A 24,356-nucleotide genomic window follows, 5' to 3' on the forward strand; every position below is an offset into this window, starting at 1 on the left:
GCTGCGGACGTCGCCGGTTCGCGCGGGGATTGGCTCCCTCACGGGGACGAAGGAGAAGTGATGAGCAGGCAGCCCGCCGTTCCCGTACGCCTGGTTCCGCTCCTGGACCAGTTCGACTTCGGCTGCGAGCGCCTGCTCGGCCGCATCGGCGGCCCGGTGGTGGACACCGGCAACGGGGTGGAGGTCGAGGCCACCTCGATGACCGACGCGGAGTACCTCTGGGAACCGGTACCCGACTGCTGGTCGGTCCGGCGCCGGACGGACGGGCCGGGTGCGCGCGCCACCCGGCTGGTGGGGGCGGGCGACTGGGGCCGGGATTCGGCGGACTCACCGCACCCCGAGCCCCCGCCCTTCACCACCATCGCCTGGCGGCTGACGCACCTCGGCGAGATGCTGGCCGTCCGTGCCGACCACGCCAACGGCACCCGCACCCTGACCAGGAGCGACTACCGGGTCAGCCCCGACGCCGCCGGAGCGATCGCCGGCCTCTCTACCGCCGCCGCGGCCTGGCGCCAGGCGCTGCTCGCCGCCGACGACGCCGTGCTCGACAGGATCGGCCACTGCACGTACCCCCACGGCAGTGACGCCGAGGAGCCGTTCATCGACATCATCTGGTGGGTGAACCAGGAACTTCTGCACCACGGGGCCGAGATCGCCCTGCTCCGCGACCTCCACCTGCGCCGGCCGTAGGCTCTGTCCGGCGGATCGTGGCCGGAGCCGTGTCGAGCAGTAGAGCCAGCTCATCGGGACTTCCCGGTTGGGACGTGTCCGGTCGATCATGTTCGTAGCCAGATGGTGAGGGCTGCGGCCGTTGCGGTGCCGAGGAAGACGTAGCCGCGCTTGTCGTATCTGGTCGCGACGGGCCCGGTGTTGTCTGAGCCGGTTGATTGATCGTTCGACGGTGTTGCGTTTCTTGTAGCGCTCCTCGTCGAAGCCGGGTGGTCGTCCGCCGAGCGATCCTTCGCACAGGCGGACGGCCTGACTGCCGGTCTTCTCGCGTCTTCACCGAGGCCGAGCCCCGCACACCCAGAGGGAGAGAAATCATGAAGCACCTGCCGGATTCGGACAACACCCTGCTGATCCGCACCGACTTCTCCGACGAGGCCGCCTGGCGAGCCCTTCAGGAAGCGATAGCGACGCCCAACGACGACGGATTCCTCGCGTATGTCGACCTGATCGACGACCCCGCCTACCGCGACCTGACGACCGACCAGATCGTGTCGCTGGCACCCGGAAGTGATCTGTTGATCGTGGCCGACGGGACCGCCCTCACCACGCCCGGGATGCAGCTGCTCGCCGTCCAGCCCTGGGAGGAGGACGACGAGAAGGGGGACGAGAAGTACGGCGAGCTGCGTGTCGTGGCCGAGGACCTGTGGGTGATCGAGAACAACATCTCGATCGGCAACGTGAGTTGGGAGGAGTACGTGGACGCCGCGGGTGAGAACGGCGTCTACGGGGGCTAGTGCCGCGGCAGCCAAGGTCCGCCCCGTCGCGACGCCCGGCACGCACTCTCGCCGCACCGGCCGAAAACCCAAGTACATCCAGTACAAGGGCTTCCGGCCGGCACGCCGAGAGCACGCACCTGACGCCGCTCCTTGACGGGCAAACCTTGACTGACGCGGCACTAGGCGTGTTTTGAACGTAGCGCCGTCCGCCCGAAGGGCGGGCCCGGCGGCGTCTGGTGCGTGCGATCGCAAGGCGCGGACATGGTCTCGGATGGGGCCCCTCCCATGCCCTTCAGGCTATGGGCGAGGAGCTACTAGGGCATTTCCGCAACGCCGCGAGCGTGCGTGCCAGACGCCGCCGGGCAGACGGGACTCTCAAAACACGCCCTAGTCCAATGTCGTTGCTCGCCGGGCGGGTTCACCACCAAGGTCCATCTGAGTGCCGACGGCCGCTGCCGCCCGCTGTCCCTGATCGTCACGCCGGGACAGCGGGCGGACTGCACCCAGTTCGAGCCGGTGCTGGAGAAGATCCGGGCCCCTGGCGGCGCCCGGGCCGGCCCCGCAAGAGACCCGACAGCGTCGCGGCGGACAAGGCATACAGCAACCGGCCCTGCCGCGAATACCCGCGACGACGCGGCATCCGGCACACCATCCCGGAGAAGACCGAAAGTCAGGCCGTCCGCCTGCGCGAAGGATCACTCGGCGGACGACCACCCGGCTTCGACGAGGAGCGCTACAAGAAACGCAACACCGTCGAACGATCAAGCAACCCGCTCAGACAACACCGGGTCGTCGCGACCAGATACGACAAGCGCGGCTACGTCTTCCTCGACACCGCAACGGCCGCAGCCCTCACCATCTGGCTACGAACATGATCGACCGGACAAGTCCCAACCGGGAAGCGTCTGCCAACAGGCCGCGCCGTGCCGGGCGATCGCTGCAAGCCAAGACGTACCCGCCGCAGGATCCGCCGGGGCCGCGCCGCGTCCCGAGCGGCGGCTTCAAGGGCCAGGTCACTGCCGGGCCGGCACACGCTTCGATTGTCAGTGGGTCGTGTGAGGCTGTCAGAGACCCACCGTACGAATCACCGGAGTTCAGGTATGACGACCCCTTCGCCCATGACGGTCGCGGAATGGCGCGCGTTCCTCAGCGACTACAACTCCAGGCACATCAACTCGGACGAGGTCCGTGAGGCCATCGAGGAGCATCGGCAGGTCATCAGCAAGGAGCGGCTGGAGGCCGGGTGGGCCGGTGCCGAACCGGCGGGCGAGCAGGCGATCGTGGCCGCCGAGGAGCGGCTCGGGGTGAGGTTTCCTCCCTCGTACCGAAACTTCCTCCAGGTCAGCGACGGCTGGGAAGACATCGGGTTTGTCAACCTGTTCCAGGTCGGCGCAATCGGCTGGTTGACCGACCTCGACGCCGAGCTCTTCGAAGCATGGTCGGACGTCGAGAGCTTCGAGGAGCAGCTCACCGTACTCAGGCGATGCCTGCTGGTCGGCGACGACGACGGCGGTAGCGGCTGCTACTGGCTGCTGCACGCCGACAGCATCGGGGATAACGGCGAGTGGACCGCGTATGTGTGGTGGCCCGGCGACGGTGACGACCCCGAGCCGCACCACGACTTCGCCGCCATGGTGCGGGAAGCGGCGCGCCCCTAGGCTCTGTGCGGCCGATCATGGTCGGAGCCATATGCGGATCGCCGCAGCGGTGATCGTGCCGTGGAAGACGTAGGCCCTCTGATCGTAGCGGGTGGCGACGGCTCGGGAGTTTCTCAGCTGGTTGATTGTCCGCTCGACCTCGTTGCGGCGCTTGTAGACCTCGCCGTCGAAGCCAGTGGGCCGGTCGCCCTTGCTGCCGTGTCGTTGGCGGTTGGCCCATTGGTCCTCCGGCTCGGGGATGGTGTGCCTGATCTGTCGTCTGCGCCGGTAACGTCGGTTTCGGCGTGAGCTGTATGCGTTCTCGCTGCCCACGTGGTCCGGCCGGGTGCGTGGGGCGGCCGCCCTGCGGGCGGGAGACACGGATGTGTTCGAGGGCCTCGATCATCTGTGGCGCGTCGCCCCACTGGCCGGGGGTGAGCAGGAAGGCCATCAGCCGGCATCCGCCTTCACCCGCGAGGTGGATCTTGCAGGTCAGACCGACCCGGGAACGTCCAAGTCCTTCGTCCGGGCGGTGGTGCCGGGGCGTTGTCCTATTTTCGGGACGCGTGACTTCCTCTTTCGGGCCCCGGCCGCGTGTTGATGGGCGCGGCAGGACGTCGAGTCGACGCTGACCATGCTCCAGCCGCACCCACTCCGCATTCGTCAGATCATCCCGCCCCATGCCGGATATGGCGAGCAGGCAATCCGAGGGTGACATGACCCGCCGGACACTGCCTAGAAGCCCGAGCCCTCGCACGGAACCTGCCGGCCGCACGGTGCCCTAGGGTCGCCGCATGCGACGCAGGACAGGACTGGCGATGGCCGGGGCTGCGGCCCTGGTCTGGGGCGAGTGGTTGAACTGGCGTTGGTCCCGGGCCCTCGTGGGGGCCGGCGGGGGCACGTCCGAAGCGGTGGTGGTGCTGGGCTATCGCAACCCCGGGCCGAAGGCGAACCTCATCAACCGCCGGCGGGTCCGGGCCGCAGCCCGCTCCGTCGCCGCCGGTAGCGCACAGGACACCCGGGTGGTCTTCAGCGGTGGTGCGATCGGCGGCGGCGCCTCGGAAGCCCGGCTGATGGCCGACTACGCCTCGTCGGCGCCGGAGTTCGACGGCATCGTTCTCCTGGAGGACCGGAGTACGACGACCTGGGAGAACATCACGAACGTGATCCCGCTGGTCGAGGACGTCGACCGCATCAAGATCGTCTCCCAGCCGGCTCACGCGCTCAAGGCCCGCGCGTACCTGCGGCGACAGCGCCCCGATCTGGCCGCGAAGCTCGTGCGTGCGGACGACTACCGGCTCGGCGAGTACGTGCTCGCCAAACCCCTGCTGGCTCTGTACGGACTCTGGACACTCCGAGGGCTCAGGGCCGACGAGCGGAAGGTCTCGCCGTAGCCGGATGCCGACCGTACCGGCGGTACGGAGGTGGCACAGGTACGGCCCGGACGCGGCCCGGCCCCGGTGTCTTCCACAGTCGCTCGTCCGTGGGTGCCTGAGGCTCGGTTTTGCGCGCCGGACGGCATACCTTTGGGCCGTCATTCGACGACGACGGAGGTGTTCTCGCATGCGGATCGGTACAACGATCTTCCTCACCGACGAGACGATCACACCGGTACGGCTCGCCCGCCAGCTCGAACAGCGGGGGTTCGACGGGCTCTACCTGCCGGAGCACACCCACATTCCGGTGAGCAGGAAGACCCCGTACCCGCAGGGCGGCGAGCTGCCGCCCGAGTACGGCCGCACCCTGGACCCCTTCGTGGCTCTCGGACAGGCCGCCGCCGTCACCGAACGCCTCACGCTCGGCACCGGCATCACCCTGATCGCCCAGCACGACCCGATCGACCTGGCCAAGCAGATCGCCACCCTCGACCACCTCTCCGGCGGCCGCTTCACCCTGGGGCTCGGCTTCGGCTGGAACGTCGAGGAGGCCGCCGATCACGGCGTGGACTGGCGCACCCGCCGCGACCTCGGCCGGGACCGGATGGCGCTGATGCGGGCCCTATGGTCCGAGGAACCGACGGCGTACGACGGCGAGTTCGGCTCCGTTCAGGCGAGCTACGCGTACCCGAAGCCGTTCCAGCAGCCCCGGGGTCCGGTGGTCGGCCCGCGCACCCTGATCGGCGGTGCGGCCGGACCGAAGCTGTTCGCGAGCATCGCGGAGTACGCGGACGGCTGGATGCCGATCGGCGGCGGAGGCCTGACGGAGTCCATCCCCCGGCTCCGTACCGCCTGGGAATCGGCGGGCCGCGACCCGAAGGACATGCGGGTGGTCCCGTACGCGGTCCTGCCGGAGGCGGGCAAGCTGGCGCACTACGCGGACCTGGGCATCGAGGAGGTCGTGCTCCAGCTGCCCCCGGCGGGCGAGGCGGAAGTGCTGCGGACGCTGGACGCGTACGCGGAGTACCTCTAGAGGTCTGTCCTGAGGCCTGCCCCGGGGCCCGTCCCGGGGCAGGCCTCAGGACAGCGCGCCCACGGAGACGGGTGACACGGAGCGGAGAGGACACGCGCGGGGTTCCAAGGAGTACAAGGAGCCTGACCAAGCGTGGCGTTCAGGGGGAGCCGGGGCTCGTGCGGGCCGCGCGCATCAGCAGGTGCCCCCGGCGGAACCGCTCCCCTTCGAGGGGCTCGCGCAGCATCCGGCCGACCTCGGTGAAGCCGGCGTCGCGGGCCAGCGCGGCGAGTTCGTCGATGGGCCAGCGGTAGGCCGTCGTCACCTTGTGGTCGAAGGCCTCCACCGGCCCGTCACCGGCCTCGAAGAAGGCGAACAGCAGGACGCCGCCCGGGGGCAGCAGGCGACGGAACTCGGCGAAGTGGGGCGGGAGTTCTGCCGGCGGGGTGTGGATGACCGAATACCAGGACACGATGCCGCCCAGCTCGCCGTCGGCCCGGTCCACCGCGTCCATCGACCCGACCTCGAAGCGCACGCCCGGGTACGCCTCGCGGGCCAGGTCGATCATCACCGGCGACAGGTCGAGCCCGAACGCGTCCAGTCCCAGCCCCCGCAGGTGCGCCGTGAGGTACCCGGGTCCGCAACCCAGCTCCGCGACCTGCCCGGTGGCCTCCGCCCGTACGAGGTCGGCGAAGGCGGCGAGCATCGCGCGGTCCAGGGGGAGGGTGTCGAGGCTGCCACGGGCGAAGTCGGCGTAGACGGCCGCCATGGCGTCGTAGGCCTCCGCTGTCGCGCGGAGGTAGGAGGGGGATTCGGTCATGGGGCACGACCCTAGGGCCTCTTGAAGGGCCATCTGCGGGGCCTCTTCTCCGGATCAGGTCAGGCACCACTGCGACTCGCGCCCGGAGGGCGGAGGGGTGGAGGTCGAGATTCCGGAACGGGCTGTCAGACTACGACTACACGCGGTGTGATGTGACCGGAATATGTGACTCGTGTGCAGAGATTACGCCTCCGCCGATTGAACTGATTACGAGATGGTCACTATGGTTGGGCCTCGAACCTTCGCACGGTTGACCACCCATCCGGGGTGGCAGCGAAGGAACCGCCGATTCCGTGACGTACACGGAGCCGGGGATTCCCGTCCCCCCATAGCCCGGTAGGCGGCTCGAGGAAGAAGGAGCTCGCCTTCGTGGCGTCCCACCGTCGTCCCAAGAACCCGAGCCGCGCCCGTGTGACCGTGCTCACCGCGACCGCCGCTGCGGCCGTGGCCCTGACCTCTCAGGCCGCTCACGCCGACCCCAAGCCGACCAAGAGCGAGGTCAAGGAACAGGTCGACAAGCTCTACCACGAGGCAGAGGTCGCCAACGAGCACTACAACGAGGCCAAGCAGAAGCAGGAGAAGCTCGAGAAGCAGGTCGGCGCGCTGCAGGACAAGGTGGCGCGTGGTCAGCAGGAGCTCAATTCCCTTCGTGCCGGGCTCGGTTCGCTCGCCGCCGCCCAGTACCGCTCCGGCGGCATCGACCCCTCGGTGCAGCTCTTCCTCGCCTCGGACCCGGACAGCTTCCTCGACCAGGCTTCCGCGCTGGACCAGTTGACGGCGAAGCAGACCGAGTCGCTGACGAAGATCCAGGGCAAGCAGCGGACCCTCGCGCAGGAGCGCAAGGAGGCCCAGGGCAAGCTGAGCGACCTGGCGGACGTCCGCGAGACGCTCGGTTCGAAGAAGAAGGAGCAGCAGGGCAAGCTCGCTGCGGCCCAGAAGGTGCTCAACACCCTGACCGCCGCCGAGCGCGCCAAGATGCGCGAGGACGACGCGCGCGCCAGCAACGCCGCCGCCGACAAGGTGCGCGCCAGCCGGGGCGCCGGTGACCGGGTCGAACTCGGCAACGAGGCCCCCGCGTCCGCCCTCGGTGCGTCGGCCCTCCAGGCCGCCGCCTCGCGGATCGGCATGCCGTATCAGGCACGTGCCACCGGACCCGGCGCCTTCGACTGCTCGGGCCTGACCCAGTGGGCGTACCACCAGGCCGGTGCCGAGATCACCCGCACCACGTACACCCAGATCAACCAGGGCACCCGCATCTCGACGAGCCAGCTGAAGCCGGGCGACCTGGTCTTCTTCAACGGCAACTCGCACGTGGGGCTCTACGCGGGCGGCGGCAGCGTGCTCCACGCCCCGTACCCGGGCGCCTCCGTCCGCTACGAGTCGATGGGCACCATCGGCTCCGTCTTCGGCGCCGTGCGCATCTGATCACGCTCCGGCGGGCGAACTTCCGCGCCCCGTAACGTCTTTCCTGCCCGCCGTCGACCACTGGTCACGGCGGGCAGGCCGCGTCCGGGAGCCGTCCGGCCTCAGGCCGATGCGGAACGGCTGCCGAACGCCGCGCATTCACCGCAGTGGCCCGGTTCGGGCGCCCTGAACGCGCGGTCGCAGTCGTCGCAGTTCTGGAGCGGCTCGGCTCTGAATGCGGCGGGGAGCGTACGCCCCGACGGGAGCAGCGCCGTGAGCCGGTGCCGCAGCAGCTTCGCCGGGAACCTCAGCGGATGCGGCAGATCCGCCGTGAGGGCGTGACGTACGGAGGCGGGCGAGGCGTCCCGCTCGAACCAGGCCGCCACCGCAGGCGCGAGCTGCGCGATGTCCGCCTCGGTCAGGGTGAGTTGGGCCGCCTGCTGCCGGAGCCCCGCGAGCAGCGCCGCAGCGGCGTGCATGAGCTGGGGCGTGGGGTTCCGGGGCGCCGGAAGAGGCGGAGGCGGCGGCTTCTGCGCCGTGGGTACGGGCACGAGCCGGGGCGCGACGGCCTCTGCGGGCGGCTGCGGCTGGGGCTGGGGTGTTGGTGTTGGTGCCGGAGGCTGGACCTGCGCTGCGGGGGCCGGAGCCGGGTGCCTTCGTGGCTGCTCCTTGCCGAGCGAGGCTGCGTCGGGGTGGTTGTAGGACACCGTGCGGGTGTGCACCCGGCCGTCCCGTCCGCGCTGCCGGGTGCGCTTCAGGTACCCGAACTCCTCCAGCTCGCGCAGGGCGGCGGCGATGCGGTGCTCACTGTCCGGCAGCCGCTCGACGAGGGTCTTGATGCCGACCCTGGCGCCGGGCGGCAGCGACTGGATGTGCACGGCCAGGCCCCTGGCGGCGAGGGAGAGCTCGTCGTGCTGGCTGAGGTGATTGCCCACGATCGTGAAGCCGGTCGTGTGGCGAAGATTGACATGCACCACACCAGCGGACAGGGCGTGGGAGGGCGCGATAATCTGCGGGGTATCCATCGAGAAGGTGTCGCTTCCTCGCTGGTCAGGCCCTCGTTCGGGATTGCTGTCCCGCCGGGGGCCGACTCATGTCTGAAGTTTGGTGCGGCGAGCATATGCCAGGCAACCCGGGCGAAATCCAGCTCAGTTGGGAAACCTCACCCGGGAGAGTGACGGGCCCACAGGGTGGGGTCGGGTTGGTGAAATTTCTTTACCCAAGTGCTTTAAAGCCTTTTACGTCGTGGATCACCGCGACGCGGGGAACCGGGTCGCGGCTCGTGGATCTACCGGGTCGCGGTTTCCGGTCCGGGTGCGGATCAGAGCGCGGTGGGCGGTGAGGGCCCCGGTGATAGCTTGGCGCGCCAAGTTTTTGACGTGCGTGTTTGATCAAGGGGGACCCATGCGGAAGTCGGGGCGGAGTCGAATAGCGATTCGAGCGGCGGCGGGGGCACTTGCGGTGCTGTGCGCCGCGGGCTGTTCGGTGAGTGCGGGATCGAAAGCGGTGAGCAGGGAAGAGGTCGCGAAGCAGGCGAAGGCCGGCCTGAGCAAGGAGGTCGGCCGGGAGCCCGACGCCGTTACCTGCGAGCACGACCTCAAGGCCGAGGTGGGCGAGACCGTCCGCTGCACGCTCACCGCGGACGGCAAGAAGCAGGGCATGACGGTTACCGCGAAGTCGGTGGACGGCGACAACGTGAAGATGGACTTCAAGGTGGACGACGCCCCCGGCACCGGTGGCAGCGGGGCGAAGGCGGTGGACAAGGCGGAGGTCGCCCGCCAGGGCAAGGCAGCGCTGGCGGCGCAGGTGGGCCAGGAGCCCGATACCTTCACCTGCCCCGAGGACCTGCCGGCCCGGGTGAACGCCGAGGTCCGCTGCCAACTGGGCGCGGACGGCGCGCAGTACGGCGTCACGGCCACCGCGACATCCGTCGTCGACGGCCAGGTCAAGATGAACTTCAAGGTGGACGACACTCCCAGCGGCTGAACCCGGGAATTGCACTGGCTTGCGGCCATGGACGACTTCACAGGCTCCGGGACAGCACTGCTCGCAGCGGTGGCCGGACTCGCCGACGCGCTCGACGACGTCGGCTCCGCGGCGGGCCGCGCGGCCGGGCTCGCCGGCCCGGGACTTCGGGTCGGCACCCGGGGCGAGGTGTTCGCGGTGGCCGACTACCTCTCCGTGTACGTACTGGAGAGCACGCTGCACCACCTCGACCTGATCGCGCACCTCCCGGCGGCTCCCCCGCCGCCCGCCGAAGGCCTGGCCCGCGCCCGCGAGCTTCTGGAGGCGATCGCCGGGACCGCGATTCCGTCGTCGTCCTCCGACCGGGACGCCCTGCTCATCGGCACCGGACGCCGCGCCCCGACGGAGCCGGAGAAGGCGGAGCTGGGCTAACTCGCCCCGAGGTTCGCCCTGTTCCTGGGCTGACCCGCTGACCCGCTGACCCGCTGACCTCTCCGGTCAAGCCGTGTCCTAGCCATGCACTTGATGATGCACGCACCGCGTGCATAATGAGGATACGCAACACCGCACCCCCGAACACCGCAGCCCGACGACGGAGATCCTCAAGCATGCGAACGACCGAGCCGCGGACCGGCGGACTGACCAGCACCGACCTGGTGGAGGGATGGCGCAGGACCGGGGTCCGGGAGGGGATGAGCGTGATCGTGCACTCGTCCCTGTCCAGCATCGGCCGCGTCGACGGCGGAGCCGCCACTGTGATCGACAGTCTGCGCACCGTACTCGGCCCGGCCGGGACGCTCGTCACGCCCGCCTTCACCTGGCAGGTCACCGATCCCGACCACGGCCACACCGGTGTTCCCGACGCTGCGGTCATCGAACGGCGTGCGGCCGTACCCACGTTCCGTCCCGACCTGCCGTCCACCGGCATGGGCGCCGTCCCGGAACTCCTGCGCACCCTGCCCGGGAGCGTGCGCAGCTCGCACCCGCAGGCATCCGTCGCGGCCATCGGGGCTCGGGCAGCGGACATCGTCCACCGTCAGACGCTCGGATTCGCGATCGGCCGCACCTCGCCGTTCGGCCGGCTGCACGACCTCGGGGGCCACATCCTCCTCGTGGGGGTCGGCCACGACCGCAACACCTTCCTGCACTACGCCGAATCGCTCACTCCCGGCCCGCGCCTGAAGGTCCGCCGCTTCCCCCTGGACGTCGACGGCGAGCGGGCGTGGGTCGAGACGCTCGACGTCGGCAACGACAACGGCAGGCACTTCCCCGTCGTCGGCCGCGAATTCGAGGAGCGCGCGGGCATCGAGGAGGTCCTGGTCGGCAACGCCCCGTGCCGGCTCATTCCGGTGCGGCCGCTGGTCGCCTTCGCGGTCCGCCGGCTCACCGAACTGCTTGACGCGGACGAACGGCACTCACATCACCAGTAGCACCCACAAGGCCCTAGCACTCACAACACCGGCAGGTCCGCAGGTTCCCGCCCTGGCGGGCGCACTGCACACCACGGAGGAAGCACTGTGAAGCGCATCGGCATCATCGGAGTGGGCGAGATAGGCCGGGCCATCGCCACGGGCCTGCGCCACGGGGGCGGAGACGGGGACGGCACGGTGCCGGAGATCTGTCTCTCCCCGCGGGGAGCCCGCGCGGCGGCCGAACTGTCCTCGCGGTACGAGGGCGTACGGGTCTGCGCCGGCAACCAGGAGGTGGTGGACCGCTCGGAGTTGGTGATCATCGCCGTACGCCGCCGGGACCGCCGCGAAGCGCTCGCCGGGTTGGCGGTGGGCGCCGACAGGATCGTGGTCAACGTGATGGCGGGCGTCAGCAACGACGAGGTGCGGCAGATGCTCGGCACCGATGCCGCGATCGTCCGCGCCATCCCCCTTCCGGCCATCCGCGAACGCCGCTCCATCACGGTCACGTATCCCCCGCACCCGGAGGTGGACGCCCTCTTCGAGCAGATGGGAGGAGTGCTCCCCGCCGAGGACGAGGCCGCCTTCGACGCCTTCTCCGCGCTGACGGGGACGCTGACCTCGCACTACGCGTACCTCGCCACGCTCACCTCATGGGCCGCCGCCCAGGGCATCGACGGCGGCGACGCGGACCGCTACGTCCGCAGCCTGTTCCAGGGCGTCGGCCGCTCCCTGAACGACGGGAGCCGCACCCTGCACCAGCTCGCCGCCGACCACGAGACCCCGAACGGAAACAACGAACGCGTACGCACCACATGGTTCGACCCGGCCAACGCCGAAGCGCTCACGAACGCCTTGGACGGCCTCCTCGCCGCGCTGAGGCAGCAAGGCCGCCCGACGCGTCCCACCTGAACCACGACGGCGCCGGCCGGTTGACCGGGAAGCCGCTGGGCCGTGGAATGTCGTTGCCCGTCCCGGTTCCAGGGGCGGGCATCGAGCGGAGGATGCGCATGTACGACGTCAGCGGCTTCAAGGACATCTCCCCGACCACGCTCGCCGACCTCCTGGGTCGCGGGCAGGTCATGGACGCGGGCATCCGCCCGCTGTGGCCGTCGGGGCAGCGGGTCGCCGGTCCGGCGTTCACCGTCAGGTGCCCTGCGGGGGACAACCTCATGCTGCACGCGGCCATTCACCGCGCCGAACCCGGATCGGTCGTCGTCATCGAGGCGGGGGACGTGGACTACGCGCTGGCCGGCGGGAACGTGTGCGCCGTCGCGCAGCGCCGGGGGATCGCGGCGTTCGTGACGGACGGGGTGATCAGGGACCTCGCGGAGGTGCGGGAGATGGGATTTCCCGTCTTCGCCCGGGGCATCGTCCCCTTTCCCGGTACCAAGAAGGCCGTGACGCCCCTCAACGGACCTGTGCGGTGCGGCGGGGTGACCGTGCACGCCGGGGACATCGTTGTCGCGGACGAGGAGGGCGTCGTCGTCACGCCGGGGGCGCGTCAGGAGCAGGTACTGCTCGACGCCCGTGCGAAGGCGGCCAGGGAAGCGGCCGAGACCCTCGACGCCTGGGAGGCCGCGCACCGCGCCCGTATCGACAAGATCCTCGCCGCCAACGGCTACGAGGGCTGAACGGCTAAGAGGGCTGATCGGCTAAGAGGGCTGACGGGTCCGGGCGGCCGAAAAGGCCTGGGCCCGCATGCCGCGGTCTCGGTAGCCTGCGGCATGGACCTCAACGATCTGCCCCTGGCCGAGTTCGCGTTCCCCGGACCGCTGCGGGACCAACTCGTCGCCGCCGTCCTCTCCGGAGCCAAGACCTCCACCTCGGCGCTGGTGCTGGGATACGAGCGGGACGACGAGCCGTTGCCCGAGGCCGGCCGGCGGTCGGCGGTGGTCGACTCCGAGGGGCGGCGGGTCGCGGTGATCGAGATGACCGAGGTCCGGGTCGTCCGGCTCGCCGACATCGATCTGCGGCACGTCGTCGACGAGGGCGAGGGCGACGAGTCGGTCGCACAGTGGCGGGCCGGGCACGAGGAGTTCTGGCACAGCCCCGAGTCGCGCGAGGAGTTGGGGGACCCCGGCTTCACCGTCGACGACGACACCCGCGTGCTGGCCCAGCGCTTCCGGCTGGTGCACACGGTCTGACGGGGCCCGGACACTCCGCCGTCCCCCCGTGAGGCCGTGCCGCGTGAGGCCGTGCCCTTGGGCCGCAGGCCGTAGGTCAGCTCTCCTCCAGCCGAGCGGCGCCACCTCGGACGGGGCGGACGTGCGGGCGGACCGGCGCGCCCGCTCCCCCCTACAGGGCTCGCAGGGCCCTCGGCCGGGGCGGCTCCGGCACCTGGTCCAGCAGCGCCGGGAGGTCCGTCAGCGCGTCGATGCGGAAGTCCGCGGCGGCGACGACATCGGGGTGGTCCGCCCACCAGTACCCGCAGGCACCGCGCCGGATGTGCGCGGCGAGCAGCCCGCACGACTTGGCCGGGAACAGATCGCCGGCCGGGTGGTCACCCACGTACAGCGTCGACCCCGGGGCCGCCCCGGACACTTCGAGCACCCGCGCGAAGAACTCCGGGTCCGGCTTGGCGACGCCCCACTCGTCCGAGGTGACGACGAGATCCGCAGGCAGGTCCAGCGCCCGCAGGAGCTCCCCGGCCAGCACCGTCCCGTTGCCCGCGACCACCACCCGTACGCCCAGGGCGCGCAGCTCCGCCAGCACCGGCCGCACGTCCGGGTACAGGTCCGGCTCGGCCAGGTGCTCGCCGCGCCCGGCGGCGGTCCGGGCGAGCGAGGCCTCGTTGATGTCTATGTCGGGGCGCAGGAGGCTCAGCGCGTCGGCGCTGTCCCGCCCCTGGGCGACCGAGGCACCGACCAGCGCACTCAGTGTGTGCGGCGGGACGCCGAGCCAGTTGGCCCAGGAGGCCCAGTAGCGGTCGTCGCGGATGAGTGTCTCGCCGATGTCGAAGACGATCGTTTCCATCACCGTGCCGACCCTACGGGGCGCGGACCGCTGTACGGCCGAGGCGCCAGGGGCGGGTGCGGCCTGCGAGCGCCGGGGCGCCGGGGGCGGGTGTGGCCTGCGGGAGATCCGGCCGGTCACCGGCCGGCTACTCGCTCGTATGCTCGGTTCATGACCGATCCTCAGAGCGGACGCCCCACCACCAATTCCATGCGCCGTGCCCTGCGGCGGGCCCGCGACGGTGTCGCCCTCGACGTGACCGAGGCCGCCGTCCTGCTCCAGGCGCGTGGCGACGATCTGACGGATCTCGCCGCCTCCGCCGCCCGGGTCCGGGACGCGGGCCTGGACGCGGCGGGCCGGCCGGGCGTCATCACGTACTCCCGCAAGGTCTTCATCCCGCTCACCCGGCTCTGCCGCGACAAGTGCCACTACTGCACCTTCGTCACCGTGCCCGGCAAGCTCCGCCGCGAGGGCCACGGCATGTTCCTCTCGCCCGACGAGGTCCTCGACATCGCCCGCAAGGGCGCGGAGACGGGCTGCAAGGAAGCGCTGTTCACGCTGGGCGACCGGCCCGAGGACCGCTGGCCGGAGGCGCGCGAGTGGCTGGAGGCCGAGGGGTACGACGACACCCTCGCCTACGTACGCGCCATGGCGATCCGGGTACTCGAGGAGACCGGTCTCCTCCCGCATCTCAACCCCGGGGTGCTGACCTGGACCGACGTCCAGCGGCTCAAGCCCGTGGCCCCGTCCATGGGCATGATGCTGGAGACGACCGCGACCCGCCTGTGGTCCGAGCCGGGCGGCCCGCACCACGGCTCACCGGACAAGGAACCGGCCGTACGGCTGCGCGTGCTGGAGGACGCGGGCCGCTCCAACGTCCCGTTCACCACCGGCATCCTGATCGGCATCGGGGAGTCCTACGAGGAGCGTGCCGACTCCCTCTTCGAGCTGCGCAAGACCGCCCGCGCCTACCACGGCATCCAGGAAGTCATCGTCCAGAACTTCCGCGCCAAGCCCGACACCGCGATGCGCGCAATGCCGGACGCGGAGCTGGAGGAGCTGGCGGCCGCCATCGCCGTAGCCCGCCACATCCTCGGCCCGTCGGCCCGCATCCAGGCCCCGCCGAACCTGGTGGACGCCGAGTACGCGCTGATCGTCGGCGCCGGGATCGACGACTGGGGCGGGGTCTCGCCGCTCACGCCCGACCACGTGAACCCCGAGCGCCCCTGGCCGCACATCGACGAGCTGGCCGCGAAGACCGCCGAGAGCGGCTTCACGCTGCGTGAACGGCTCACCATCTACCCGGAGTTCATCCAGCGCGGCGAACCCTGGCTGGACCCGCGCCTGCTCCCGCACGTCCGCGCGCTCGCGGACCCGGAGACCGGGCTCGCGAAGGAGGGGGCGATCCCCGTCGGGCTGCCCTGGCAGGAGCCCGACGAGGGCTTCAACGCCTCCGGCCGCACCGACCTGCACCACACCATCGACACCGAGGGCCGCACCGCCGACCGCCGCGACGACTTCGACGAGGTGTACGGGGACTGGGAGGCGCTCCGCGAGGCTGCGGCGCCCGGCATGGTCCCGTCCCGCATCGACGGCGATGTTCGCGGGGCGCTGAGCCAGGCCGCCGACGACCCGACGAAGCTCACCGACGAGCAGGCGCTCGCCCTGCTGCACGCGGACGGGCCGGCGCTGGACGAACTGTGCCGGATCGCGGACGCCCTGCGCCGGGACGTGGTCGGCGACGACGTCACCTACATCGTGACGCGCAACATCAACTTCACCAACGTCTGCTACACCGGCTGCCGCTTCTGCGCCTTCGCGCAACGGCGCACCGACGCCGACGCGTACACCCTCTCCCTGGACCAGGTCGCCGACCGTGCCGCGCAGGCCTGGGACGTCGGCGCGGTCGAGGTCTGCATGCAGGGCGGCATCCATCCGGACCTGCCCGGCACCGCCTACTTCGACATCGCGCGGGCGGTGAAGGAACGCGTGCCGGGCATGCACGTCCACGCGTTCTCACCGATGGAGGTCGTCAACGGCGCGACCCGCACCGGAATGTCGATCCGCGACTGGCTGACCGCCGCGAAGGAGGCCGGACTCGACTCGATCCCCGGCACGGCGGCCGAGATCCTGGACGACGAGGTCCGCTGGGTCCTCACCAAGGGCAAGCTGCCCACGGCGACCTGGCTGGAGGTCATCAAGACCGCCCACGAGGTGGGCCTGCGCTCCTCGTCCACGATGATGTACGGCCACGTCGACCAGCCCCGCCACTGGCTCGGCCACCTGCGGACCCTGGCCAACCTCCAGCAGGAGACGGGCGGCCTCACCGAGTTCGTGACGCTGCCCTTCATCCACACCAACGCCCCCGTCTACCTGGCCGGCATCGCCCGGCCGGGCCCGACCGACCGGGACAACCGCGCGGTGACGGCGATGGCCCGCCTCCTTTTGCACCCGCACATCACCAACATCCAGACCAGCTGGGTGAAGCTGGGTACGGAGGGCGCGGCCGAGATGCTGCGCTCCGGCGCGAACGACCTGGGCGGCACGCTGATGGAGGAGACGATCTCCCGCATGGCGGGCTCCGGTTACGGCTCGTACCGGTCCGTCCAGGACCTGGTCGCCATCGCGGATCTCGCGGGCCGGCCGGCGAAGCCGCGTACGACGCTGTACGGGGAGGTGCCCGAGGAGCGGGTCGCGGCGGCGGCCGCCTCGGACGGCCACCTGCCGGAGCTGCTGCCGGTGCTGCCCGCGTAGCCGCTGTTCAGGAGGGGCCGGGGCGGTCCTGGAGCCGCCGGTCCGGGTTCCGGACCGGCGGCTCAGTGGATCTGCGGGCTGATCTCCTCGCGGATCAGGCGCGCTTCGAGCGGCGGCGGGAAGCCACCACCAGGCCGGCACCCGCCGCGAGCACCACCGCGGTGCCCGCGATCAGCGGGAGGGTGCCGCTGCTGCCGGTCGTGGCGAGGTCCCCCTCGGCGGGGGCGGTGCTGCTCTGCGACGGGGTGGGCGTGCCCGCCGCCGCAGGCTGCGAGGCGGATTCGGACGGCGAGGCGGAGCCCGACGGGGTGTCGCCCGGGGCGGGCGTCGCGGAGCCGGAGGGGGTGCTGACGACCGGCGGCGTGGCCTTCGGGGTCTCACTGGGGACCGGGGTCTCCCCGGTCCCGGGCAGGCAGCCGCTGAACGGGAAGTGGTGCGTCTCCGCACCGCCCGAGCCGTGCAGCGAGGCCACCCACACCGAGCCGTTGACGGGTGCGGCGGTGCCCAGTTCGAGGTGCGCGCGAGGCGCCAGCACGCTGCCGGGCCAGGCCGCCGAGCTGTTCTTGGTGATGTCGCGGGCGTCGGGGAAGTTCCACAGCAGGCGGGCGCGGACCTTGCCGTCGGAGGCGCTCTGGAGCTTGTCGTCCAGCACGTAGTCCTGACCGCCGGACAGGAAGAACCCGGTGGTGCCGGCCGTGGCCATGTCGTAGCTCTCGCCGCTGACGTTGACGAGGGAGGTCGCACCCGCGGGGACCTTGAGGTACACCTCCTTGGCCTGCTCCAGCTGACCGGCGGTCACCCGGAAGACGTTGCGGGTGGCGTTGTCGCCCGTCAGCGTGAGCCGGCTGCCGTCCGCCTTCACCTGGGTGCCGCTGGTCGCCGCTTCCCCGGCCAGTGCTGCGGAGTAGCCCCGGAGCTTGGTGAACTCGGCGTCGAAGTCGATCAGCCCGGCGTCCTTGCGGAAGGACCCGGAGTGCAGTTCGACGGCACGGTCGCTGACCTTGCCGCCGACGACCGCGTTGCCCTTCATCACGGCGGTGACCGAGCCGCTGTTGAGCAGGTCGCCGCGCACGACGAGCGACGCCTGTCCGGGCAGGGCGGCGACCTCCGGCGCCGTCAGCTCGTTGGCGACGCTGAAGCCGCCTCGGAAGTCGGCGTTGCCGCCCACGGCCACCGCCCCTTCCGCGTCGGGGGAGTGGACGTCGTCACCGAGGACGAACTCGCCGTACTTCCCGGCGACTCCGAACGCGTCGGCGGCACACTCCGACGGGCCGGCCGGCGTGGCCTGCGCCGCCGGAACGGAGATGAGGCCCAGGGCGAGGCTCCCGCCGAGCACGGCGGCTGCGGTGGCTGCGGTGGCTGCGGATATGCGCATGGTGCGTGGTTCTCCTGCGGGTCGGATGCGAAGAGTGAATGCGAAGGCCTGGTGAAGGCGTCGCACATGATCTCCGCATCCTCGCGCATTGGTCAAGACCAATGCGCGAGGGGGTGCGCAGGGAACCGGCCGGGTCAGTCCAGGCGGCGCGGGACTCCGAGGAGTCCTGCCTCGATGTCGGTCGGCTGCAGCTTGACGAGCTTGCGGTGCTGGGTCGTGCACCACAGCACCATGTCGTCACCGAGCGAGGGCAGCGCCTCCGCCTGCACCTGCGGCAGCCGCAGGAGCCGGCCCAGGACCGCGGCCTCCTCCGGGGAGACCCGCTGGATCCCGACGAGCCCCGCGTTCTCGATCAGCTTCGGCGCTGTCGGACCCAGGAACGGCATCAGCGTCAGCACGGACTGCCAGGGCCCCGTCGCCAGCCGGCTGCGGGGCGGGCGCATACCGCAGTCCCGTACGACCAGGACGGGGCTGGTGACCGAAGCGCCCTGCGGGCCGACCTGCTTCACGTCGTGCACCGTCATGCACTGCTGCCCGCCGCCCGCCGCCTGCGCGAGACCCGTCCAGGCCTGCGGCCTGGCCGTCTCGACGGCGACGCGCGCACCGGTACCGGCCGTGCGCAGCGCCAGCACCTGCGCCGTCCACACGCTGCCGATGACCACGACATCGAGCTGCGTGGGGCGGAACAGGCCGAGCACCGCGGGCTGCCCCTTGGCGTCGACGCCCGCCACGACCCCGTCGTCGCCGAGCGGAAGCCTCAGCGCGGCGAGCTGCTCCACGGGCAGTACGTGCCGGTCGCGGCGCGGCCCGAGCAGCCCGAACCCGGGCCTGTCCCGCCCGGCCGCCGGCTGCGGAACGGAACGGGCCGGGGCGGAAGGAACCGGAACGCCGGGCATCGGACCGGCAGGAGCCGGACCGGTGGGGCCGGCGGTCGTCGTACGACGGGGGCTCAACGGGTACCTCCGAGGGGCAGGGTGGCCAGCACGCCGGGCAGCTGCTCGCGGTCCAGCCGTACGAGGCTGACCTTCACGCCTCGCGCGGCGCGCTCCAACTGCCGCCGCACCGAAACGAGTTCGTTGCTGCCGCGCGCCGTGAGCCGGACGTGGCCGCTGACGGCCGGAGAGCCTCCGGTCCCGCGCGACACCGCCAGACTGAACGTGCTGGCCAGCGCCGGCATCGAGGTGAGCAGCGCCACCAGCTGCGCCGTGGGCGCCGCACCCGCGCCCAGGTGCGGCCAGCGGCCGACCCAGTACGTGGTGTGCCAGCGGTCGTCGCAGCGCCAGGCACGGGTGGACTCCGTGGTGCGCCGCAGTGGGGCATCCGCCCGGACCGCCAGCGCGCTGGCCTGCGGGCTCACCCCGGCCGACGTCGCGAGCGCGGACGTCACCTGCGCCTCGGTCATGACCGAGGCGTCGAACCCCGCCCCCGCCAGCCGGCTCGCCAGCTGGTCCGTGGCGCGCAGCAGCGCCCGCTGCGCCCCGCCGATCCCGCCACCGCGGGCGCGTACCGCCTCCGGGCACAGCTCGGGGGCGAGCTTCAGCGCGATCCACGTCAGCCGGATCGCGGGGGTACCGGCCTGGGCCTGGAGCGGCGCGTACGAACGGGCCGCCGCGGCCTGTTCCGGCAGATGCGGTCCGGGCGCGGGCTGCGTGTGCTGGACGACCTGCACCGACTCCAGCCGGATGTCGTCCACCTCGAGGGCGTCGTGCAGCAGGCCGAGCTCCAGCGGCCGGGCGTCCCGCGCCGACCGCAGCGGTTCGTCGCGCGGCTGCACGAGCAGCAGAGCCGTCAGGAACGTCCCGTCACCCACCAGCCCGATGGAGCGCTCACGCTGCCGGTCGGTGTAGGTGTACGTCCGCAGCGCCGCCTCGCACTCGACGACCGGCGCGAGCGCCGGGTCCAGCCCGTCCGCGGACCACGGCTGCCGGGCGGCCCGCAGCCGCCCGCGCAGCGCCATGACCGCGCTGAGCCACTCCACCACCGGGCGTCCCCGCCGCCGCAGGACCGCCAGCAGCACCAGCACCGCCGCGATCAGGCCCATCGGCACCAGCATGACCCTGTTCGTCACCCACGCGATCAGCATCAGCGCGCCGGCGACCTCCATCAACACCACCTGGTGCAGCCGAACCCCACCGATGCGTCCTGGCTTCGGGTGCACACTCATCACTGCGGTCGTCGCGCTGCTCATCCCCCGGTATGTCCCTCCGTGTCACGGCACTACGGCGTGTGCGAGGCGGACCGGCGCGATTCGCACACGGGCCCGCGACCGCCAACTGTCCCACGCCCGGCGTCGAGGCGTTCGAATGGGGGCTCGGGGCCCACGGCCGGACGGGAGCGTTTGGCAGACTCCCTGAATCATGTACCCGCACGGCGGCGGACGAGGGTCGGCGGGCATAGTGGTGGCGGTTCGCGAGGCATCAACAACCACGGGGAGAATTCGGGCAGATGGCATCACGGCGGGACGAACTCAACGCCTACACCTTCGCGAAGAAGCGGCTGGTCGCCGCCTTTCTGCAGCCCTCCGCAGCCGGTACGGACGAGGCGGCACCGCGCCCGCTGCGCGCGCTGGTGCCGGGAGTGGTGGTGGGCGCCCTGCTGCTCGCGGGCTTCGGGGCCTGGGGGATCTTCAAGCCCAAGGTGCCCGACGGCTGGGACAAGCCCGGTGCCCATGTCATCGTCGGCAGCGATTCGACGACCCGCTACGTCGTCCTGGAGACCAAGGGCGTCAAGCGCCTGCACCCGGTGCTGAACTTCTCCTCCGCGAAACTCCTCCTGGACCCGGGTGCCTCCTCGGTGCTCCAGGTGGATGAGTCCGAGCTGGACAGCGGGAAGCTGCAGCGCGGTCCGATGCTCGGCATACCGTACGCACCCGACCGGCTGCCCAGCGAGGAGGACGCCGGCCGGAACAAGCTCTGGGTCGTCTGCGAGCAGCCCGGCGCCGGTTCGGGCGGGGCCGTGCAGAAGGCGGTCTTCCTGCTCGCGGACCGGGACGCGGAGAAGGTCGGCGGCAAGAAGCAGCTCCACGGCGGCCAGGCCCTCTACGTCGAGGCGGACGGCGCCAACGGCACCAGGTACCTGGTGGACGCTGACGGCACCCAGCACGTCATCGGGACCACCGGCGGCGACAAGCCCTCCGCCCGCGACGAGGTGCTGCGCCGCTCGCTGTTCAGCGAGGGCGCCCGGCCCCAGAAGGTCACCAAGGACTGGCTCGGCACCCTGCACGCCGGCGCCCCCATCGACTTCCCCAAGCTGCCCGGCAAGGCCGGCGCCCCGGCCGGCGTCAGCGGCCTGGACGCCCGCCTGAACAAGGTGGGCACGGTGCTCAAGGCCGTGGCCGGCAACAGCATGCAGCAGTACGTCGTCCTGCCGGGCTCGGTCGCGCCCGTGTCCGACCTCGTCGCCAGGCTCCTCCTGACGAGCCCGGAAGCGGCGGTGCTGGGCCAGAAGGCGCAGGCCACCGAGGTCGGGCCGCAGTCCTTCACCTCGTCCCCGGACGAGTTCTACGCGAAGTACGGCTGGCCGAAGAGCGTCCCGACGCAGGCCAATGACACCGCCTCCGCGACCGGGACCGTCTGCAACGTGCTGCACGGCGTCACCCAGACAGGCGTCCCGAAACTGACGACCTGGGCAGGTTCCGGATACCCGGTCCGCTTCTTGGACGGGGCCACCAGCGCGTACGTCACGCCGGGCAGCGGTGTGCTGTACCGGCAGTTCAACGGTGCGTCCCCCACCACCGGATCACTCTTCCTGGTGACGGACACCGGACTGCGTTACGCCGTACAGACGAACAACGACAGCAGCGCGGACCCCTCGAAGATCGGTGCCACCGGGAAACCCACGACGCCGGAGGAGCAGGCCGCCCAGGTCAACCAGGCCCAGACCAGGCTCGGCTACGCGAACGTCAAGCCGCTGCCGGTGCCGGACAACTGGTCCAACCTCCTGCCCAAGGGGCCACGACTCGACACGAACAGTGCCAAACAGCCGCAGAGTTCCTGAGGGCGGAGAAGGGGGGAAGCCCATGATGACCACTCGCAAGACTCATAACGCCCTTAACACCCGTAACGCCCGCCATATTCACAACTCTCGCAACGGACTCCGTTCGTCGGCCGTCGTGCTGCTCCTGGCAGTCGCGGCGGGCGCCGGCCTGCCGGGGCTCGCGGCCGCGGACGACTCCGACCCGCAATCGGGTTCGGAGGCCAGCGGCGAGTGCACCTTTCCCATGAAGAAGCAGATCCAGGGCCGCCCCTGGGCACTCCAGCGGCTGGTCTTCGACCAGCTCTGGCAGGACACCAAGGGCAAGGGTGTCCGGGTCGCGGTGATCGACACCGGTGTCGACGACACGAACCCGCAGCTGAAGTCCGCCGTCGACCGGGCGGCCGGAACCGATCTGCTGCCGCCGCCCAAGGACGGTTCCCAGGACCCGGCCGCGAAGGGCAAGGCGAAGGGCAAGCCGGGCGGTGGTGACGGCACCGTCGATCCCATCGGCCACGGCACCAAGGTCGCCGGCATCATCGCGGCCCGCCCGCGCGCGGGCACGGGGTTCGTCGGGCTCGCCCCGGAGGCGACGATCATCCCGATCCGGCAGAACGACGACAAGAGCACCGGCACCGCGACGACGATGGCCGCGGCCATCCGGCACGCCATCGCGAAGCGCGCCCAGGTCATCAACATCTCCCAGGACACCGCCAAGCCGCTGCGGGCCGACTCGGACCTGGAGCTCGCGGTGCGCGAGGCCCTGAACAAGGACATCGTCGTGGTCGCGTCCGCCGGCAACGACGGTCTCGCCGGACAGGTCAAGGTGACGTACCCGGCGGCCTACAAGGGCGTCCTTGCGGTGGCTGCCTCGGACCGCAACGACGAGCGGGCGCCGTTCTCCCAGACCGGCGACTTCGTCGGGGTGGCGGCGCCGGGCGTCGACATGGTGTCCACCGTCCCCAAGGGCGGCCAGTGCGTCGACAACGGCACGAGCTTCTCGGCCCCGTACGTCGCCGGAGTCGCCGCGCTCCTGCGGGCCAAGCACCCGGGCTGGAAGCAGTACCAGGTGGTGGCCCAGATCGAGCAGACCGCGGAACGCGCGGTCAACGGCCGTGACAAGTTCGTCGGGTGGGGAGTGGTCGACCCGGTGCGCGCCCTCAACGACGACGAACATCCGCTGAACGCCCCCACCCCGGACCGGGCGGTATCAAATGGTCCCGCCGGCCCGGAACCAATCGCGCTTCAGATGGGTGAAACAAGGAAGGAACGGATCGCCCGGATCTCGATCTACGTGTTGGCTGCGACAGGCCTACTCGTGGCAGTGATCGCGGGTGTCGCGATCGTGTTGCGTGACCGTCGCAGCCGAGTAATTAGGTGAATTTCCAACAACTCAGTTCAAGACTAAGGCTGTTGGAATGAGTGGCGGCCGCAGCTAAACTGATAATTGACAACTTTGGTCCGATGTACGCGTGGTAGCGACAGGTAAGCAGCCTGCGACATCCGATTCATGGGGGAAGGTACGTTATGTCAGACAAGCTCAAGCACTCAGCTGATCAGATCGACAGTCTCATCCGCGAGCTCGGCCACATGAATGACACTCTCCAGGGCAGGATCACTCACCTCAACGGGGTCATCGACGCCGTGGAAGGTCACTGGAAGGGTGTCGCGGCCAACGCGTACAACGGCCTCCAGACGCAGGTCAACCTCGATGTGCGCGGCCTGAAGGACCTCCTCGACTTCACCCAGGAGGCCGTCCGGATGAGCAAGGACGGCTTCGACGCGGAGGAAGTGGAGCAGCTCAACAAGTTCAAGGGCGTTGACGGCGCCGACAACACGGGCAGCAACGGCGTCCTGGACCGCTTCCAGGTCTCCTAGTAACCCGTCCTCGCAGCCCGCCCTCACCTCGCTTCGCATCAGGAGACTGTTCCATGGAGATTACGTACTCAGGGGTCGTAGAAGCCTCGAACCAGGTCAAGTCGACCGCCAACACCATCAAGGGCCAGCTCGACGACCTGAACACCAAGGTCAAGGCAGTCGTCGCCACCTGGGACGGTGAGACGCAGCGCGCGTTCTACGACCGTCACCGCGGCTGGGACGTCAAGGTCAACCACATGCACGAGACGCTGCTGACGATCTCGACGAGGCTAATGGAAGCCACCGAGGGCTACCGGGCGAACGACCTCGCCCAGTCCCGGCGCTTCCAGGGCTGACCCAGGCTCAGATGAATCA

The 24,356-nt window shown here is 70.7% G+C and carries 22 protein-coding genes and 3 pseudogenes; 17 read left to right on the top strand and 8 right to left on the bottom strand.

Annotation, left to right across the window (positions count from 1 at the left end):
• The first annotated feature begins 60 nt into the window (after positions 1 to 60).
• The gene (locus ACGFU6_RS23735) at positions 61 to 690 is read left to right on the top strand and encodes a DinB family protein (RefSeq protein ID WP_393613614.1); all 630 of its coding nucleotides are present in this window, start codon (positions 61 to 63) and stop codon (positions 688 to 690) included.
• Between the two features lie 86 nt (positions 691 to 776).
• Here ACGFU6_RS23735 and ACGFU6_RS23740 read toward each other — a convergent pair.
• A pseudogene (locus ACGFU6_RS23740) lies at positions 777 to 960 on the bottom strand (IS5/IS1182 family transposase); the annotation flags it as partial.
• Positions 961 to 1,043: 83 nt separating this feature from the next.
• Here ACGFU6_RS23740 and ACGFU6_RS23745 point away from each other — a divergent pair.
• A complete protein-coding gene (locus tag ACGFU6_RS23745; protein WP_393613616.1) occupies positions 1,044 to 1,463 on the top strand; it encodes a DUF6924 domain-containing protein in 420 nt (139 codons plus the stop codon).
• Positions 1,464 to 2,545: 1,082 nt separating this feature from the next.
• A complete protein-coding gene (locus tag ACGFU6_RS23750; protein WP_393613618.1) occupies positions 2,546 to 3,103 on the top strand; it encodes an SMI1/KNR4 family protein in 558 nt (185 codons plus the stop codon).
• A 15-nt stretch (positions 3,104 to 3,118) separates the two neighbouring features.
• On the opposite strand, the pseudogene ACGFU6_RS23755 reads toward ACGFU6_RS23750, so the two are convergent.
• A pseudogene (locus ACGFU6_RS23755) lies at positions 3,119 to 3,724 on the bottom strand (IS5 family transposase); the annotation flags it as partial.
• 152 nt (positions 3,725 to 3,876) lie between these two features.
• Here ACGFU6_RS23755 and ACGFU6_RS23760 point away from each other — a divergent pair.
• A complete protein-coding gene (locus tag ACGFU6_RS23760) occupies positions 3,877 to 4,476 on the top strand; it encodes a YdcF family protein (protein WP_393613620.1) in 600 nt (199 codons plus the stop codon).
• A 169-nt stretch (positions 4,477 to 4,645) separates the two neighbouring features.
• Positions 4,646 to 5,491: an LLM class F420-dependent oxidoreductase gene (locus tag ACGFU6_RS23765; RefSeq protein ID WP_393613622.1), complete on the top strand. Its 846-nt coding sequence runs from the start codon at positions 4,646 to 4,648 to the stop codon at positions 5,489 to 5,491.
• Positions 5,492 to 5,630: 139 nt separating this feature from the next.
• Here ACGFU6_RS23765 and ACGFU6_RS23770 read toward each other — a convergent pair whose 3' ends face one another.
• Positions 5,631 to 6,290 (bottom strand): class I SAM-dependent DNA methyltransferase, encoded by a 660-nt coding sequence (locus tag ACGFU6_RS23770; RefSeq protein ID WP_393613624.1) that lies wholly within the window; start codon positions 6,288 to 6,290, stop codon positions 5,631 to 5,633.
• Between the two features lie 369 nt (positions 6,291 to 6,659).
• On the opposite strand from ACGFU6_RS23770, the gene ACGFU6_RS23775 reads away from it, so the two are divergent.
• Positions 6,660 to 7,715, top strand: coding sequence for an NlpC/P60 family protein (locus ACGFU6_RS23775; RefSeq protein ID WP_393613625.1), 1,056 nt, complete (start codon positions 6,660 to 6,662; stop codon positions 7,713 to 7,715).
• A gap of 101 nt (positions 7,716 to 7,816) precedes the next feature.
• On the opposite strand, the gene ACGFU6_RS23780 is transcribed toward ACGFU6_RS23775, so the two are convergent.
• Positions 7,817 to 8,668 carry a helix-turn-helix domain-containing protein gene (locus tag ACGFU6_RS23780; RefSeq protein ID WP_393613626.1) on the bottom strand — a complete coding sequence of 284 codons (852 nt, stop codon included), beginning with the start codon at positions 8,666 to 8,668 and terminating at the stop codon, positions 7,817 to 7,819.
• Positions 8,669 to 9,098: 430 nt separating this feature from the next.
• Here ACGFU6_RS23780 and ACGFU6_RS23785 point away from each other — a divergent pair, with 430 nt between their 5' ends.
• The 6 genes and pseudogenes from ACGFU6_RS23785 (at position 9,099) to ACGFU6_RS23810 (ending at position 13,215) form a co-directional block, all read left to right on the top strand.
• Positions 9,099 to 9,680 carry a DUF4333 domain-containing protein gene (locus tag ACGFU6_RS23785; protein WP_393613627.1) on the top strand — a complete coding sequence of 194 codons (582 nt, stop codon included), beginning with the start codon at positions 9,099 to 9,101 and terminating at the stop codon, positions 9,678 to 9,680.
• A gap of 90 nt (positions 9,681 to 9,770) precedes the next feature.
• Positions 9,771 to 10,091: pseudogene (locus tag ACGFU6_RS23790) on the top strand (maleylpyruvate isomerase); the annotation flags it as partial.
• Between the two features lie 176 nt (positions 10,092 to 10,267).
• Positions 10,268 to 11,089: an aminoglycoside N(3)-acetyltransferase gene (locus ACGFU6_RS23795; protein WP_393613629.1), complete on the top strand. Its 822-nt coding sequence runs from the start codon at positions 10,268 to 10,270 to the stop codon at positions 11,087 to 11,089.
• 87 nt (positions 11,090 to 11,176) lie between these two features.
• Entirely contained in the window at positions 11,177 to 11,980 is an 804-nt protein-coding gene (locus ACGFU6_RS23800; RefSeq protein WP_393613630.1) for an NAD(P)-binding domain-containing protein, read from the top strand.
• 98 nt (positions 11,981 to 12,078) lie between these two features.
• Positions 12,079 to 12,702, top strand: coding sequence for an RraA family protein (locus ACGFU6_RS23805; protein WP_393613631.1), 624 nt, complete (start codon positions 12,079 to 12,081; stop codon positions 12,700 to 12,702).
• Positions 12,703 to 12,795: 93 nt separating this feature from the next.
• Positions 12,796 to 13,215 carry an ASCH domain-containing protein gene (locus tag ACGFU6_RS23810; protein ID WP_393613633.1) on the top strand — a complete coding sequence of 140 codons (420 nt, stop codon included), beginning with the start codon at positions 12,796 to 12,798 and terminating at the stop codon, positions 13,213 to 13,215.
• A gap of 151 nt (positions 13,216 to 13,366) precedes the next feature.
• Here the strand turns inward: ACGFU6_RS23810 and ACGFU6_RS23815 are convergent, their stop codons facing one another.
• The gene (locus ACGFU6_RS23815; RefSeq protein WP_393613668.1) at positions 13,367 to 14,044 is read right to left on the bottom strand and encodes an HAD family hydrolase; all 678 of its coding nucleotides are present in this window, start codon (positions 14,042 to 14,044) and stop codon (positions 13,367 to 13,369) included.
• 150 nt (positions 14,045 to 14,194) lie between these two features.
• On the opposite strand from ACGFU6_RS23815, the gene ACGFU6_RS23820 reads away from it, so the two are divergent.
• Complete coding sequence (locus ACGFU6_RS23820) at positions 14,195 to 16,777, top strand: bifunctional FO biosynthesis protein CofGH (RefSeq protein WP_393613634.1); 2,583 nt, start codon at positions 14,195 to 14,197, stop codon at positions 16,775 to 16,777.
• Positions 16,778 to 16,871: 94 nt separating this feature from the next.
• Here the strand turns inward: ACGFU6_RS23820 and ACGFU6_RS23825 are convergent, their stop codons facing one another.
• The 3 genes from ACGFU6_RS23825 to eccE form a co-directional block, all read right to left on the bottom strand.
• Positions 16,872 to 18,152 carry a choice-of-anchor A family protein gene (locus tag ACGFU6_RS23825; protein WP_393613635.1) on the bottom strand — a complete coding sequence of 427 codons (1,281 nt, stop codon included), beginning with the start codon at positions 18,150 to 18,152 and terminating at the stop codon, positions 16,872 to 16,874.
• A gap of 134 nt (positions 18,153 to 18,286) precedes the next feature.
• A complete protein-coding gene (locus tag ACGFU6_RS23830) occupies positions 18,287 to 19,048 on the bottom strand; it encodes a hypothetical protein (protein WP_393613637.1) in 762 nt (253 codons plus the stop codon).
• Between the two features lie 53 nt (positions 19,049 to 19,101).
• Positions 19,102 to 20,340 carry a type VII secretion protein EccE gene (eccE, locus tag ACGFU6_RS23835; protein WP_393613638.1) on the bottom strand — a complete coding sequence of 413 codons (1,239 nt, stop codon included), beginning with the start codon at positions 20,338 to 20,340 and terminating at the stop codon, positions 19,102 to 19,104.
• Positions 20,341 to 20,597: 257 nt separating this feature from the next.
• Here eccE and eccB point away from each other — a divergent pair, with 257 nt between their 5' ends.
• The 4 genes from eccB to ACGFU6_RS23855 all read left to right on the top strand — a co-directional run bounded on the left by eccB (position 20,598) and on the right by ACGFU6_RS23855 (position 24,337).
• Positions 20,598 to 22,148, top strand: a complete 1,551-nt coding sequence (gene eccB / locus ACGFU6_RS23840) for a type VII secretion protein EccB (protein WP_393613640.1) — start codon at positions 20,598 to 20,600, stop codon at positions 22,146 to 22,148.
• Between the two features lie 223 nt (positions 22,149 to 22,371).
• On the top strand, positions 22,372 to 23,505 hold the full coding sequence (gene mycP, locus ACGFU6_RS23845; RefSeq protein WP_393613670.1) for a type VII secretion-associated serine protease mycosin: 1,134 nt from the start codon (positions 22,372 to 22,374) through the stop codon (positions 23,503 to 23,505).
• A gap of 146 nt (positions 23,506 to 23,651) precedes the next feature.
• On the top strand, positions 23,652 to 24,002 hold the full coding sequence (locus ACGFU6_RS23850) for a WXG100 family type VII secretion target (RefSeq protein WP_393613642.1): 351 nt from the start codon (positions 23,652 to 23,654) through the stop codon (positions 24,000 to 24,002).
• 53 nt (positions 24,003 to 24,055) lie between these two features.
• On the top strand, positions 24,056 to 24,337 hold the full coding sequence (locus tag ACGFU6_RS23855) for a WXG100 family type VII secretion target (RefSeq protein ID WP_393613644.1): 282 nt from the start codon (positions 24,056 to 24,058) through the stop codon (positions 24,335 to 24,337).
• The last annotated feature ends 19 nt before the right edge of the window (positions 24,338 to 24,356 follow it).

The sequence above is a fragment of the Streptomyces sp. NPDC048462 genome, assembly GCF_043200175.1.
Lineage (GTDB): Bacteria > Actinomycetota > Actinomycetes > Streptomycetales > Streptomycetaceae > Streptomyces.